Raw genomic sequence first — 14601 nt, 5'->3', positions numbered from 1 at the left:
CCCCGCCATGACACCCCGCGATGAGATCGCACGCGGCGCGTTGGAGGGCTCATTCTGGGGGCAATCGGGCGCTATAGGCTCAGGTGCGAAGACTTAACGACTTTTAGGGGCGTGCAGTGGCCGACCTCAGCAGGATCTTCAAGGCGTACGACGTGCGCGGCGTGGTGCCGGACGAGCTCGACGAGGAGATCGCACAGGCCGTCGGTGCGGCCTTCGTCGAGCTGACCGGTGCGTCCTCGGTGGTGATGGCGCACGACATGCGCACCTCGTCCGGCCCGCTGGCCGCGGCGTTCGCGCGGGGTGCGACCTCCCGGGGCGCCGACGTGATCAACGCCGGGCTCGGCTCGACCGACATGCTCTACTACGCCAGCGGCAGCCTGAACCTGCCGGGCGTCATGTTCACCGCGAGCCACAACCCGGCCAAGTACAACGGCATGAAGATGTGCCGGGCGGGCGCCGTGCCGGTGGGCACGGAAACCGGCCTGCTGGAGATCCGCGACCGCGCCGCCGAACTGCTCGGCTCGGGACTGGGTGGCTCGGGCCTGGGCGGAGAGCCCGGCAAGGGCACGGTGACCGAGCGGAACCTGCTGGAGGGCTACGCCGCCCACTTGAAGACGCTGGTCGACCTGTCGGGCATCCGGCCGCTGAAGGTGGTCGTGGACGCCGGCAACGGCATGGGCGGCTACACCGTCCCGGAGGTCTTCAAGGGCCTGCCGATCGAGCTGACCCCGCTCTACTTCGAGCTCGACGGCAGCTTTCCCAACCACGAGGCCAACCCGATCGAGCCGGAGAACCTGCGCGACCTGCAGAAGGCGGTCGTCTCGCAGGGCGCGGACCTCGGCATCGCCTTCGACGGCGACGCCGACCGGTGCTGGGTCATCGACGAGCGGGGCGAGTCGGTCCCGCCGTCCACCATCACGGCGCTGGTCGCGGTGCGGGAGCTGGCCAAGAACCCCGGCGCCGCGATCATCCACAACCTGATCACTTCCAAGGGCGTGCCGGAGATCGTCACCGAGCACGGCGGCAAGCCCGTGCGCACCCGCGTCGGCCACTCGTTCATCAAGGCGGAGATGGCCCGCACCGGCGCCGTCTTCGGCGGCGAGCACTCGGCCCACTACTACTTCCGCGACTTCTGGTTCGCCGATTCGGGCATGCTGGCCGCACTGCACGTGCTCGCCGCGCTGGGCGAGCAGGACCGGCCGCTGTCGGAGGTGCTGTCCCGGTACTCGCGTTACGCCGCGTCCGGGGAGATCAACAGCAGGGTCGAGGACCAGGCCGGCGCCCTGGCCCGGGTACGTGAGACCTTCGCGGGCCGCGAGGGTGTTACCTTCGACGAGCTGGACGGGCTCACCGTCAGCGGCCCGGACTGGTGGTTCAACCTGCGTCCGTCCAACACCGAGCCGCTGCTGCGGCTCAACGCGGAGGCCGCCGACGAGGAGAAGGTCGCCGCAGTCCGGGACGAAGTGCTCGCCGTGGTAAGGAGCTGACGAGTTGAAGATCGACGACTGGCTGCTGGACATCCTCGCCTGCCCCGCGTGCAAGTCCCCGCTCCGCGCCGTGCCCGACACGGACGAGCTGGCCTGCACCTCGGAGTCGTGCGGGCTGGTCTACCCCGTGCGTGACGACATCCCGGTGCTCCTCGTGGACGAGGCCCGCAAGGCATGAGCACTGCCGGAGGGGCCCGGTTCGAGCCCGACCGGCTCGGCGACCAGGCGTACCTGGTGGAGGGCGACCCCTCCGGCATGCTCCGCTCCGTCGCGTCGTCGGCCGCCCAGGTGCGGGCGGCGTACCGATCGGCGATGGAGAGCGGCGTGGCCCGCGTCGGCAGGGACGGTCGCCCCCGGGCGATCGTCGTGGCGGGCATGGGCGCCTCGGCCCTGGCGGGTGACGTGCTCGAGGCGCTGTGCCGGTACGGCGCCCCGGTCCCGGTGGTGACGGTGCGCGGCCACCGGCTGCCCGGCTGGGCCGGCGCCGCCGATCTCGTCATCGCGGTCTCCCGCTCCGGCAGGACCGAGGAGACCGTCGCCGTGACCGCCGAGGCCCTGCGGCGCGGGTGCGCGCTCGCCGGCGTCGGCGCCCCCGACACGCCGCTGTCCGCCCTGGTCGCGCGGGCGGGCGGCCCGTACGTGCCGGTGGGCGGGGCGACCGGGGTGGCCGGGCAGCCGAGGGCCACGCTGTGGTCGCTCGTGGTGCCGCCGATCCTGGCGGCGGCCGCGCTCGGGCTGGTCTCGGCAGGGGAGAGCGAGTTCGAGGCGGTGGCCAAGCGGCTGGAGGACCTGGCCCATCGGTGCCGCCCGTCGAGCGAGTCGTTCATCAATCCCGGCAAGACGCTGGCGATGGAACTGGCCGGGACGCTTCCGGTCATCTGGGGCACCTCGCCGCTGGCCTCGGTGGCGGCCCACCGGCTGGCCGCCCGGCTGAGCGAGGACGCGGGCTACCCGGCGGTCTGGGGGGAGCTGCCCGAGGCCGCGCACAACCAGATCGTGACGTTCGACGGCCCCCTCGCCGGGCGGGACGTCTTCGCCGACCCGTTCGCCGACGAGCCGGGGGAGGGCGCGCGCCTGCGCCTGTTCCTGCTGCGTGACGTGGAGGAGCACCCGCAGGTGACCAGGTCCCGCACGGCCGCCGTACGGCTGGCCGAGGACCGGGGGGTTCCGGTGTCCGAGATCCTGGCCGAGGGCGTGCACCCGCTGGACCGGCTCGCCGCCCTGGTCGGCCTGTGCGACTACGCGAGTGTCTACCTCGCCCTCGGGTACGGGATCGACCCGGCGTCGGCCGCGGCGGCGACGGAACTCCAGGCCAGGATTTCCCAATAGGAGTTTCCCAATAGGATCGCTTCGGCCGATCGAACTGAGGAGTTCAACGTGAGTGCGGGTGGCGGTACCAAGGCGATCCTCGCGGCGCTCGGCGCCAACCTGGCGATCGCCGTGGCGAAGTTCGTGGCGTTCCTGTTCACCGGGTCGTCGTCGATGCTCGCCGAGTCGGTCCACTCCGTGGCCGACTCCGGCAACCAGGCGCTGCTGATACTCGGCGGCAAGCGCGCCGCCAAGCGGAGGACCCGCAAGCACCCCTTCGGTTACGGGCGGGAGCGCTACTTCTACGCCTTCGTCGTCGCCGTCGTCCTGTTCACGATCGGCGCCCTGTTCTCCCTGTACGAGGGCTGGCACAAGATCGCCGACCCGCAGCCCGTGGAGTCGCCGATCTGGGCCTTCGCGGTGCTGGTCTTCGCGATCGTCGCCGAGGGTCTTTCCTTCCGTACGGCGATCAAGGAGTCGAGCGCGCTCAAGGGCGACCACTCCTGGGTGGCGTTCATCCGCCGGGCGAAGGCCCCCGAGCTGCCGGTGGTGCTGCTGGAGGACTTCGGCGCGCTGATCGGCCTGATCTTCGCGCTGTTCGGCGTGACGATGGCCGCGGTCACCGGCAACGGTGCGTGGGACGGCGTGGGCAGCCTCGCCATCGGCCTGCTGCTCGCGGTCATCGCCGTCATCCTGGCGGCCGAGACCAAGTCGCTGCTGATCGGCGAGAGCGCGACGCCCGAGATGGAGGACAAGATCTGCGCCGCTCTGGAGGCCGCCCCGGAGGTCAGCCGGGTCATCCACCTGCGCACCCTGCACCTCGGCCCGGAGGAGCTGCTGGTCGCCGCCAAGATCGCGGTGGAGCACGACGACACCGCCGGCGAGGTGGCGCGAGGCATCGACGAGGCCGAACGGCGCATCCGCGAAGCGGTTCCGATGGCCCGGGTGATCTACCTGGAGCCGGACCTCTACCGGGCGGACGCCGCCTCGGGGCAGCGCACGGGCGCATAACCCCCGTTACGGGGAGCCGTTTTTCACTGCGCACCGTAATTGAAATGTGATGCAGAGTCACTTCAGCGATGATGGTACCGGTCGGTAACTTTACCTTTACATTACGGCTGGTTACCCCCGGAGGTGACTCATGATTCAGGGACGCGTGCGGTGGAAACGATTCGCGCTCGTCTTCGTGCCCGCGCTCGCGGTCGCCTCCGTGCTGGTCGGCGCGACCGCCGAGGGGGCGATCGGCGCGTCCTTCGTGGTCTCGGGTGACACGTTCAAGGTGTCCGCCGACACGCTGCAGGGCCAGGGCTTCGTGCAGTACGGCAGCGTGGTCGAGAACAAGAAGGGCCAGAAGATCCCGGTCGCCGTCTCCGGCATCAGGAAGGCCACCCTGACCAACATGTGCCAGACGGTCCTGGTGAAGTCGCCCGTCGGCGCCGTGACCATCCGGATCACCGCCGGCGCGGGCAAGGACCCGGTGACCGCCGAGAACATGATCGTCGACGCCACCCAGATCGAGGGCAACGCGGTCTTCACGAAGCTGGAGGCGGGCCGCGACGCCGGCTCCCTCGACCAGTTGCCGGACGGCCAGGGCGCGGCGGGCATGTTCGGCCAGCAGGCCTCCGGGGTCACCATCAAGGACTTCCGGCAGACCTCCTGGGCGGTCAACGCGGCGACCTTCAAGCTGCCGGGGCTGAAGCTGGCCGTGGAGCCGGGCGAGCACGAGTGCTTCTGATGGAGCGGCCGGTGAAATGGCGGCGGTCGCGGCCGTTCTGGGGCGGCCTGCTGGTGCTGGCGGCCGGCCTGGAACTGCTGAGCATCCCGTTCGCGACCCAGGCCCTGCCGCTCGTCATCCAGTCGGGCACGGTCGGCGCCACCTACCTGATCGCGCTGGTGCTGATCATCCTGGGTCTGATGGTCTGGCTCCAGCCCGGCCAGCGGGCCTTCCTCGGTGTGGTCGCCGTACTGGTCTCGATCGCGTCGTTCGTCTACGCCAACCTGGGCGGCTTCCTGATCGGCATGCTGCTCGGCCTGGTCGGAGGCGCGCTGTCGGTCGCCTGGGCGCCCGCGGAGAGCACCGAGGCCGGCACGGCGCCGATCGAGCCCGCCGCGCCGCCCGTGCTGTCGGAAGGGGGAATCACCATCACCGAGCGCCGGGTGGTCAGCGGCGACGAGCGCCTGGAGGCCACCCGGCCGCAGCAGCCCGCCGAACCCGCGGACGAAGGCCCGCGCGTCCTGGTCGCCCGCGTCCGCCGCGACCCCGTTCCCGCCTCGGAAGACCCCGGCGACGGCCCCGAGGACTCCGGTGAGGGCTCCGGTGAGGGCCGCGACGACGGGGGCGTCCGCCCGGACGGCGGCGGGCGCGGAGACGCCGGCCCGGGTCCGGCGACCAGGGCGCTGGCCATCGCCGTGCTGCCCGTCATCCTGGCGGCCGGGACGGGCGCGGCGCGCGAGGACCCCGGACCGGGCGGGCAGGGCGGCTCACTCCTGCCCGGTGTCGTCCCGAGCGCCGTTCCCGGCGGCCTGTCCGACGTTCTCCACGGCGTCCTGCCCAGCGCGGTCCCTTCGGGCCTGCCCACGGACCTGCCCACCGACCTGCCCACGGACCTGCAGGGCGCCGTGGGGTCACTCACCGGCAGGAAGAGTCCCTCACCGTCCCCGGGCGAGGACGAGCCGGGGGACTCTTCCACGCCCGGCGGCGGCGCCCCGGGCTCGGTGACGGTCGCGACCGAGACGGCCGCCGTCCGCGCGCCCTCGCTGACCATGACCGGGATGAAGTTCACCGGCGTGGTCACGATGCCCACCGCGACCGGCACGGTCAAGATGCTCCGCTTCACCATGGACAAGGCGGTGCTGGAGCAGCCCCAGCAGACCATGGGCTCGACGACGCTGACCGGCAGCACGTTCACCTTCGAGGGCAACGTGGTGATCTGCACGACGAGGATGACCGCCAAGCTCCTCGGCGTGCCCCAGGAGTTCACGGCGGACCACCCGAACCTCCTGGTCAGGGCGCTCAAACTGGTGCCGTCGCTGAACGTCCCGCTGACCATGACCGACATCGTCAGCGAGCAGCCGTACGTCACGGCCGACTCCCTGCGCGCGGACGACCTGCACCTCGTGGTCGGCGCCTGACCGTCCGCGATCAGACGAGGTCCCCGGGCCGTACGAGCCCGGTCTCGTAGGCGTGGACGACGGCCTGGGTGCGATCGCGCAGGCCGAGCTTCGCGAGCAGCCGGGCGACATGTGTTTTCACCGTGTGTTCTGTCACCACCAGGACCGCCGCGATCTCGGCGTTGGACAGCCCCCGGGCGATGAGCCGCAGCACCTCGGACTCGCGCGCGGTCAGCGGCGCCCGCGCCTGTCGCGGTCCGGCCGGCGGGGGCTCGGCGGCCCGCCGCCGGGTGAACTCCGCGATGATCCGCCGGGTGACCTTGGGGGCGAGCAGGGCGTCACCGCGAGCGATGACCCGTACGGATTCGGCCAGTTCCCCGGCCCGGACGTCCTTCAACAGGAAGCCGCTCGCCCCCGCGAGGAGCGCCTGGTAGACGTACTCGTCCAGGTCGAAGGTAGTGATCATCAGAGCCTTGACGCCGATCTCGGTGACGGCCCGGGCGGCCTCGATGCCGTTGAGCAGCGGCATCCGGATGTCGAGCACGGCGACGTCCGGCCGCTCGGCCCGGGCCAGCCGTACGGCCTCCCGGCCGTCGGCGGCGGCGCCGACGACCTCGATGTCCGGCTGGGCGGCCAGCACGGCGGCGAACCCCCTGAGCACCACCGGCTGGTCGTCGGCCACGAGCACTCTGATCATTCGGTTGGCAGCCCCGCCCGGATGAGGAAGCCGCCGTCCGGGCCCGGCCCGGCGACGAACCACCCGCCCAGGGCCGTGGCGCGCTCGCGCATGCCGATCAGCCCGTGTCCGCCGTTCGCGTCGCCGGACGCCTTTCCCGCCGGTGTCTGCTCCGCCGGTGTCCTCTCCACCGGTGTCCTCTCCGCCGTAGCCGGGCCTGGCCCGTCGTCGGCGATGCGGAGCGCGAGCAGCGCCGGCCGGTAGGCGATCTCGATCGACACGCGGGCGCCCGGCGCGTGCTGCCTGGCGTTCGTCAGGGCCTCCTGGATGATCCGGTACGCCGAGACGTCCACGGCCTGCGGGAGCTCCCGCTCGACCCCGACCATGTCGAGGTCGACCTCGCCGCCGTGCCGCTCGATCAGCTCCGGCAGCCGTGCCAGGCCCGGTTGCGGCGCGGTCTCCGGCGGCGCGTCGGCCCGCAGGACGCCGAGGAGCCGGCGCATCTCGGTGAGCGTGCCGCGGGCCGTCGCGGCGATCTCCGCGAACTCCTTCCTGCCGTCGTCGCCCAGGTCGGCGATGGTGTACGGCGCGGTCTCCGCCTGGACGGCGATCATCGAGATCGAGTGCGCCACGATGTCGTGCATCTCCCTGGCGATGCGGGCCCGCTCCGCCATGGCCGCCTGCTCGCGCAGCGCCTCCAGGTTGTCCACCCGGGCTTCGCGCACCTCGTTCCGGCTCCGCCGCAGGTCGGCGAGGAGCGTCGTCGCGGCCGGCAGCGCCGCCCCGGCCAGGGCGAGGTCGATCCGGTGCGGGCCCAGGTACCAGACGACGAGGAAGGCTCCGGCCGACGAGGCCGCCCCGAGGAGCCAGGCGGTCCTCCGGCCGGCCACGCGGAAGACCGTGTACGCGGACAGCAGCCCCGACACGTACACGGGATAGCCGAGGCCGAAGATGTTCCCGCTGACGCTGCGCTCGAAGAACAGCAGGGTGATCGCACCGATGGCGGTCAGGGTCACCGTCTCGACCGGATGACGGCGGCGCAGGGTGTGCGGCAGCGTCGCGAGCCCGACGGCGAGCATCCCGATGGGACCGAGGTCACCGCGGAACGCGCCGAGCTGGACCAGCGCGAAGAAGAACAGGCCGAGGCCGAGGGCGACGTCGAGGAGCGGGGAGTCGAGGGCTCTGCGGACGTCGAAGGCCGCCACCCGCCGCTCCATCGTTCCGAGCTTCGAAGTGATGTCCACGGGGAGAGTCTGACTCCGATCGGAGGGGAGATCGTCACTCCCAGGAGTGAACTCCCGGTTCACCGACCTCTCAGCAGGCGCAGGGCCTTCTCCTTCTCGAAGTCCAGCGCCCGGCGCGGCGCCTGGATACGCCCGATGCGCACGCCGAGGTCGCGTACGGCCTGGGCCACCGCGGGCTCGGACAGCGCCCGCAGCGCGAAGGCCAGTTCGGCGGGCGAGACGTCGAACCGCCGCTCCAGTTCCATCGCCTGGCGCACCGCCTCCAGCTCGTCGGGCCCGAAGCGCCGATGGGCGCCCTTGTCCCGTACGGGCGGCAGCAGGCCGAGGGCCTCCCGGTAGCGCAGCATCCGGGGGGACATGCCGAGCCGCCTGGCCGCCTCGGTGATGCGCATCGTGCCTCCGGTCCCCGTTCCTGGGGTCCACGCTAGACAGTCCGGCGGCCCTCCGGCACCCGTCGGCGAGCGAATCTCACATTCTTGTGTCAGGTTCGCGAGCCTGCGTATGCGCGCGTGCGTCGGCGACGCCTAAACTCGCACCGACGGACAACGGAGGAGACACTCATGGACTTCAAGGTCGCCGACCTTTCGCTTGCGGAATTCGGCCGCAAAGAGATCCGCCTCGCGGAGCACGAGATGCCGGGCCTCATGGCGACCCGCAAGGAGTACGCCGCGGCGCAGCCGCTGCGCGGCGCGAAGATCATGGGCTCGCTGCACATGACGATTCAGACCGCCGTGCTGATCGAGACGCTGGTCGCGCTCGGCGCCGACGTCCGCTGGGTGAGCTGCAACATCTTCTCCACCCAGGACCACGCGGCCGCCGCGGTCGTCGTCGGCCCGGACGGCACGGTGGACAACCCCTCCGGTGTGCCGGTCTTCGCCTGGAAGGGCGAGACGCTGGAGGAGTACTGGTGGTGCACCGAGCAGGCCCTCCGCTGGCCCGACGGCTCCGGCCCCAACATGATCCTGGACGACGGCGGCGACGCCACGCTGCTCGTGCACAAGGGCGTTGAGTTCGAGAAGGCCGGCGCCGTGCCGGTCGCCGGTGAGGACGACCCCGAGGAGTGGGCGGTCATCCTCGACACGCTCCGCCGTACGGTCTCCGAGGACAAGTGGTGGACCCGCGTGGCCGAGGACATCAAGGGCGTCACCGAGGAGACCACGACCGGCGTGCACCGCCTCTACGAGATGCACAAGTCCGGCACGCTCCTCTTCCCGGCGATCAACGTCAACGACTCGGTGACCAAGTCGAAGTTCGACAACAAGTACGGCTGCCGCCACTCGGTGATCGACGGCCTCAACCGCGCCACCGACGTGCTGATCGGCGGCAAGGTCGCCGTGGTCTGCGGCTACGGAGACGTCGGCAAGGGCTGCGCCGACGCGCTGCGCGGCCAGGGCGCCCGGGTCATCGTCACCGAGATCGACCCGATCTGCGCGCTCCAGGCCGCCATGGACGGCTTCCAGGTCACCACCCTGGAGGAGGTCGTCGGCATCGCGGACATCTTCGTCACCTGCACCGGCAACTACGGCATCATCAGCGCCGAGCACATGGCGCAGATGAAGCACCAGGCGATCGTGTCCAACATCGGCCACTTCGACAACGAGATCGACATGGCCGGCCTGGGCCGCATCCCGGGCATCAAGAAGGTCAACATCAAGCCGCAGGTCGACGAGTGGGTGTTCCCCGACGGGCACTCGATCATCGTGCTCGCCGAGGGCCGCCTGATGAACCTCGGCTGCGCCACCGGCCACCCGTCGTTCGTCATGTCGAACTCGTTCACCAACCAGGTCATCGCCCAGATCGAGCTGTTCACGAAGACCGACGAGTACCCGACCGGCGTGTACGTGCTGCCCAAGCACCTCGACGAGAAGGTCGCCCGCCTCCACCTCGACGCGCTCGGCGTGAAGCTGACCAAGCTCAGCAAGAAGCAGGCGGAGTACATCGGCGTCGACGTCGAGGGCCCGTACAAGCCGGACCACTACCGCTACTGAGGCGGGTCGCACGACAGGGGCGCGGGCCGGGCCCGCGCCCCTCGCCAGGAGGCAGACGGCGTGATTCAGCCGGACATGGCGGCGGACATCGCGGAGGCCGGAGAGCGGCGCATCGGGTGGGCGGCCCGGTCGATGCCGGTCCTCCGGGCGGTCGGCGCCGGTTTCGCCGCCGACCGGCCGCTCGACGGCCTGCGTATCGCCGCCTGCATGCACGTGACCGCCGAGACGGCGGTGCTGATGGGGGCGCTGCGGGAGGGCGGCGCCGAGATCGCCCTGGCCGCGTCCAACCCTCTTTCGACACAGGACGACGTCGCCGAGGCGCTGCGAACGTACGGCATCACCGTGCACGCCCGCGCCGGGGTGGACAAGGCGACCTACTACCGGCACATCCACCAGGCGCTCGACGTCGCGCCGAACGTCGTGCTCGACGACGGGTGCGACCTCGTCAACACCCTGCACACCGAGCGGGTCGAACTCCTCGACGGCGTGATCGGCGGCTGCGAGGAGACCACGACCGGGATCATCCGGCTGCGCCAGATGGCCGCGGAGAACGCGCTGCGCTTCCCGATGGTCGCGGTGAACGACACCCGGACCAAGCGGATGTTCGACAACCGTTACGGCACCGGCCAGTCGACGCTCGACGGCATCATGCGGGCCACCAACGTCCTGCTGGCGGGCCGCACCGTGGTCGTGGCGGGCTTCGGCTTCTGCGGCCGGGGCGTCGCGGAGCGGGCCAAGGGCCTCGGCGCGCGGGTCATCGTCACCGAGATCGACCCGGTCAAGGCCCTCGACGCCGCCCTGCAGGGCTACGACGTACGGCCGATGAGCCTGGCCGCCGAGACCGGCGACGTGTTCGTGACCGTCACCGGCAACCGCGACGTCATCCGCGCCGAGCACCTGGCCGTCATGAAGGACGGCGCGATCCTCGCGAACGCGGGCCACTTCGACGTCGAGATCGACGTACGGGCGCTGGAGGAGATGGCGCGCGAGGTGCGCTTCGGGATCCGGCCCAACACCGACGAGTACGTCCTGGAGGACGGCCGCAGGCTGCTGCTGCTCGCCGAGGGGCGCCTGGTGAACCTGACCGCCGCCGAGGGCCACCCGGCCGCCGTGATGGACATGTCGTTCTCCGCCCAGGCGCTCGCCGTCGCGTGGCTCGTCCGGGAGTCGGCGCGGCTGACGCCCGGCGTGTACGACGTCCCGGCGGGCATCGACACCGAGGTGGCCCGCCTGAAGCTCGACGCCGCCGGGATCTCGATCGACGCGCTCACCGACGAGCAGGAGGAGTATCTCCACTCCTGGCGCCTCGGGTCCTGAGGCCACCGCGGCCGTCACATCGGCTGGTCGCCCTGACCGCGCTTCACGGCCGACCACATGACCGGCAGCGTGTACGCGCACAACACGGCGAAGCCGGCCCAGCCGGGGAGCGGGAAATACCCGGCGGACGGCGCGTAGTGGGCGACCACCTGCGGATATTCCACCGCCGTCTGCTGCACGGCGAAGCCCGCCGCCGGGGTGAGCCGCAGCAGCCATTGCGACACGACGTCGGGCAGGAACGGGAACGCGGTCACCGTGTAGGGCACGGCGACGAGCGACAGCGCGAGAATGACGGCCGCCCAGCCGCGGCGCAGCAGGACGCCCAGCCCATACGCCAGGACGGCGCAGAGGGCGAGCACCGTCGCGGTCCCGACGACGACCCTGCCGCCGGTCAGCGGGGAAACCGGCTGCACGGGGACCCCGTTGCCGCTCAGGATCGCGACGCCGACCGGCAGGACCACGCCGACGGCGGCGAGCCCGGTCACGAAGGTCGCGGCGCCGACCACCACGGCTCGGGCGGCCAGAGCCCGGTGAGACACCGCCGGGTCCGGCCGGGCGCCGAATCGGGAGGCCAGGACGATGACGATGATCAGCATGATCACCAGACCGGGCAGCGTCCTCTCGACGGTGACGGCGCCCTCGCTTCCGCTCGGGCCGATGTCGCCGGTGCCGCTCACGGTGACGACGCCGTCCTTCTCGACCGCGCCGGAGGGGTTGTGGTTCTTCTCCCAGTCGGTGTGGTTCATCTCGCCGACGGCCTCGCTGCGCCACGCGCCGGCGGCCGCCCCCACCACGGCGACGTGGTCGAAGACACCGGTGGCCTGAGTGAAGCGGCTCTCCTCGACCGCTCCGCCGAGTCCGACCTTCCGTAGTGTGAGGTCGCCGGGGGATGTGGCGAACAGCCCGACCTGCGCCGTTGCCGGGAGACCGGCCAGTCTCACCGTCCCGACGGTGTTCCAGCGCCGGCCGTCGGCCGACTCGGAACCGGTGACGGTGTCGCCGGACCGGGTCAGGCGCAACCAGCGCGGGAACCGCGGCGTCAGGCCGCCCTCACTCGCGGCGATGTCGTGCCGGTAGTCGTACTGCATCCGCACTCCGCGGCCGCCGGTCATCATGAGCGCCGCGTAGGAGGAGCCCTGCCGGACGCCGTCCTTGATGATGATCCCGGCCTTGGCCCACGGCACCACGCCGGAGACGATCTGGTCGTGGCCGGGCGGAGGATAGGTGATCGTGCCGGTCATCGAGGTCATCCGCACGGTGATGGCGCCCTCGGGGCCGAGGTCACGGTGCAGGAACCAGAACCGGTCGCTGACGATCGAGCCGTCCGCGGCGGTCGGATCGGCCGGGCAGGGCCCCTGGCAGGACACCCGGCTTCCGAAGGCGTAGAGCAGGCCGGCGGCGATCACGACGAGGGCCGCCGTGGCCAGGGCGATCAGCCGGGCGGGACGGCGGAAGGCCGTCCATTCCCGGTGAAGGAGTTCTCCGGTGTGCATGCCGTCGTTCTACGGGCGCGGGCCCAACACCGCCCGAACCGCCCCTGTCACCCTGTTGTTAGGTCCGGCCGGGCATCCTGGAGGCGTGATCAGGCTGCGCAACGGGACCGTGGGGCTCCGGTTCACGATCTTGTACGCCGGAGTGTTCCTCCTGTCCGGAATCGGGCTGCTGGCTCTCACCTTCCTGCTCGCCGGCGGGGGAAGTTCCAGCGCCCCCGCGGGCGGGCGACCATCCGCCGACGGCGACCCCGACGGGATACACCAGCAGGTTCGCCATCTGCGGGAGCAACTGGCCGAGGTGAACGCGCAGCACTCCCGGCAGCTGCTGATCGGCTCCCTGCTCGCGCTGACGGTGATGGCGGTCGTCTCCGTGCTGGCCGGCAGGGTGCTCGCCCGCCGGGTGCTGCGCCCGCTGCGGGTGATCACCGCGGCGACCCGGCGTATCTCCGCCGACAACCTGGACCAGCGGCTCGCCGTCAGTGGCCCGGTGGACGAGGTGAAGGACCTGGCCGACACCATCGACGGCCTGTTGGAGCGGCTGGAGGCGTCCTTCGCCGCCCAGCGCCGGTTCGTCGCCAACGCCTCGCACGAGCTGCGGACCCCGTTGGCGACCATGCGGGCGTCACTGGACGTCGCGGTGGCCAAGCCCGGCGTGGCGCCGCAGACGCTCGCCCTGGGCGACCGGCTGCGTACGCAGCTGGACCGCGTGGATCAGCTGCTCGACGGCTTCCTCGTGCTGGCCCGCGCGCAGCACGGCACGCTCGGCGCCGCCGAGGTCGACGTGGCCAGGCTGGCCGCGCAGGCGGTGAGCGACCGCGGCGCCGGGATCGCGGCGAAACGGCTGAGCGTGACAGAGGATCTGCGGACCGGCACGCTCACCAGGGGCGATACCGCCCTGCTCTTCCGGATGGTGGAGAACGTGGTCGACAACGCCGTGGCGCACAACGAGGAGGACGGCTGGATCCAGGTGGAGACCTTCCGGGAGGGCGCCGAGGTCCGGCTCGTCGTGCAGACCGGCGGACGCGTCCTCGACCAGCGGGACGTGGACCGGCTCGCGCGGCCCTTCGAGCGGCTCGGCGCGGATCGAACCGGATCCGAGAACGGCTCCGGTCTCGGGCTGTCCATCGTGGCGGCGATCGCGGCGGCTCACGGCGGGCGGCTCGAACTGCTCGCTCGGCCGGGGGGCGGCCTGCGAGTGTCGATCGCGCTGCCGTACGTCCCGGTCCCGGCCGAGGTGCGGCCGTGAGGATCCTGGTCGTCGAGGACGAGCGGTCGCTCGCCGAGGTCGTCGCCGAGGGCCTGCGCGACCAGGGGATGGCCGTCGACATCAGTCACGACGGGCTGTCCGCCACCGCCAAACTCGACCTCACGGCGTACGACGTGGTGGTCCTGGACCGCGACCTGCCCGGCCTGCACGGCGACACGCTGTGCCAGATGATCACCGAGCGGCCGGACCGCCCGATGGTGCTGATGCTGACCGCGGCCGGGACACCCGACGACCGCGTCAGCGGCCTGACCCTGGGCGCGGACGACTACCTCGCCAAGCCGTTCCACTTCCCGGAGTTGATCCTGCGTATCCAGGCGCTGGCCCGCCGCAAGCCGAACGCGCGTCCGCGGACCCTGCGCGCCGCCGGGATCGAGCTGGACCCGGTGCGCCGGACCGCGGTGCGCGACGGCCGGCAGCTGAACCTCTCCGTGAAGGAGTTCGCCCTGCTGGAGGCGCTGATGCGGGCGAGTCCCGGCTTCCTCAGCACCGAGGCTCTGCTGGAGCAGGTTTGGGACGAGAACGCGGATCCGTTCACCAACACGGTGACCGTGACGATGGGGCGGTTGCGCCGCAAGCTCGGCGAGCCACCGGTCGTCACGACGACACCGGGCGTGGGATACCGGCTCGCCTGAGCCTTGTACAGACAGAAGGAGGCGGGCATCTCCGGTGCGGCCTCTCCCTCAACGCGCCGGCGATGCCCGCCTCAACCC

Annotated in this window: 14 protein-coding genes; 10 read left to right on the top strand and 4 right to left on the bottom strand. The window is 71.5% G+C overall.

Features of this window, described 5'->3' with window-relative positions:
• The first annotated feature begins 116 nt into the window (after positions 1 to 116).
• The 6 genes from ABZ857_RS00765 to ABZ857_RS00740 all read left to right on the top strand — a co-directional run bounded on the left by ABZ857_RS00765 (position 117) and on the right by ABZ857_RS00740 (position 5927).
• A complete protein-coding gene (locus ABZ857_RS00765; protein ID WP_357035275.1) occupies positions 117 to 1487 on the top strand; it encodes a phosphomannomutase/phosphoglucomutase in 1371 nt (456 codons plus the stop codon).
• Positions 1488 to 1491: 4 nt separating this feature from the next.
• On the top strand, positions 1492 to 1665 hold the full coding sequence (locus ABZ857_RS00760; RefSeq protein WP_357035272.1) for a Trm112 family protein: 174 nt from the start codon (positions 1492 to 1494) through the stop codon (positions 1663 to 1665).
• On the top strand, positions 1662 to 2816 hold the full coding sequence (locus ABZ857_RS00755; protein WP_357035270.1) for an SIS domain-containing protein: 1155 nt from the start codon (positions 1662 to 1664) through the stop codon (positions 2814 to 2816). The genes ABZ857_RS00760 and ABZ857_RS00755 overlap by 4 nt, the downstream gene beginning before the upstream one ends.
• A gap of 48 nt (positions 2817 to 2864) precedes the next feature.
• Entirely contained in the window at positions 2865 to 3806 is a 942-nt protein-coding gene (locus ABZ857_RS00750) for a cation diffusion facilitator family transporter (protein WP_357035267.1), read from the top strand.
• 130 nt (positions 3807 to 3936) lie between these two features.
• On the top strand, positions 3937 to 4530 hold the full coding sequence (locus ABZ857_RS00745; protein WP_357035264.1) for a DUF6230 family protein: 594 nt from the start codon (positions 3937 to 3939) through the stop codon (positions 4528 to 4530).
• An 11-nt stretch (positions 4531 to 4541) separates the two neighbouring features.
• Positions 4542 to 5927, top strand: a complete 1386-nt coding sequence (locus ABZ857_RS00740) for a DUF6114 domain-containing protein (RefSeq protein ID WP_357035261.1) — start codon at positions 4542 to 4544, stop codon at positions 5925 to 5927.
• A gap of 10 nt (positions 5928 to 5937) precedes the next feature.
• Here ABZ857_RS00740 and ABZ857_RS00735 read toward each other — a convergent pair whose 3' ends face one another.
• Genes ABZ857_RS00735 through ABZ857_RS00725 form a run of 3 tightly spaced genes read right to left on the bottom strand, consistent with a single transcriptional unit; the run spans position 5938 to position 8218 of the window.
• The gene (locus ABZ857_RS00735; RefSeq protein ID WP_357035257.1) at positions 5938 to 6603 is read right to left on the bottom strand and encodes a response regulator transcription factor; all 666 of its coding nucleotides are present in this window, start codon (positions 6601 to 6603) and stop codon (positions 5938 to 5940) included.
• Entirely contained in the window at positions 6600 to 7826 is a 1227-nt protein-coding gene (locus ABZ857_RS00730) for a histidine kinase (RefSeq protein ID WP_357035254.1), read from the bottom strand. The genes ABZ857_RS00735 and ABZ857_RS00730 overlap by 4 nt, the downstream gene beginning before the upstream one ends.
• Before the next feature lie 59 nt (positions 7827 to 7885).
• Positions 7886 to 8218 carry a MerR family transcriptional regulator gene (locus ABZ857_RS00725; protein ID WP_357035251.1) on the bottom strand — a complete coding sequence of 111 codons (333 nt, stop codon included), beginning with the start codon at positions 8216 to 8218 and terminating at the stop codon, positions 7886 to 7888.
• A 168-nt stretch (positions 8219 to 8386) separates the two neighbouring features.
• On the opposite strand from ABZ857_RS00725, the gene ahcY reads away from it, so the two are divergent.
• Positions 8387 to 9814: an adenosylhomocysteinase gene (gene ahcY / locus ABZ857_RS00720; protein WP_357035248.1), complete on the top strand. Its 1428-nt coding sequence runs from the start codon at positions 8387 to 8389 to the stop codon at positions 9812 to 9814.
• A gap of 75 nt (positions 9815 to 9889) precedes the next feature.
• The gene (locus ABZ857_RS00715; RefSeq protein WP_357036203.1) at positions 9890 to 11131 is read left to right on the top strand and encodes an adenosylhomocysteinase; all 1242 of its coding nucleotides are present in this window, start codon (positions 9890 to 9892) and stop codon (positions 11129 to 11131) included.
• A gap of 14 nt (positions 11132 to 11145) precedes the next feature.
• On the opposite strand, the gene ABZ857_RS00710 is transcribed toward ABZ857_RS00715, so the two are convergent.
• A complete protein-coding gene (locus tag ABZ857_RS00710) occupies positions 11146 to 12624 on the bottom strand; it encodes a hypothetical protein (RefSeq protein WP_357035246.1) in 1479 nt (492 codons plus the stop codon).
• 85 nt (positions 12625 to 12709) lie between these two features.
• Between ABZ857_RS00710 and ABZ857_RS00705 the strand changes: the two genes are divergently transcribed.
• Both ABZ857_RS00705 and ABZ857_RS00700 read left to right on the top strand, forming a co-directional pair.
• Positions 12710 to 13870, top strand: a complete 1161-nt coding sequence (locus ABZ857_RS00705; RefSeq protein ID WP_357035243.1) for an ATP-binding protein — start codon at positions 12710 to 12712, stop codon at positions 13868 to 13870.
• Positions 13867 to 14523: a response regulator transcription factor gene (locus tag ABZ857_RS00700; protein ID WP_357035240.1), complete on the top strand. Its 657-nt coding sequence runs from the start codon at positions 13867 to 13869 to the stop codon at positions 14521 to 14523. Before ABZ857_RS00705 ends, ABZ857_RS00700 begins: the two co-directional genes overlap by 4 nt.
• Positions 14524 to 14601 lie beyond the last annotated feature (78 nt).

The sequence above is a fragment of the Microbispora sp. NPDC046933 genome (genome assembly GCF_040644635.1).
Taxonomy (GTDB): domain Bacteria; phylum Actinomycetota; class Actinomycetes; order Streptosporangiales; family Streptosporangiaceae; genus Microbispora.
The sequence above is the reverse complement of the archived record's forward strand: the minus strand, read 5'-3'. Positions and strand labels throughout refer to the sequence as shown.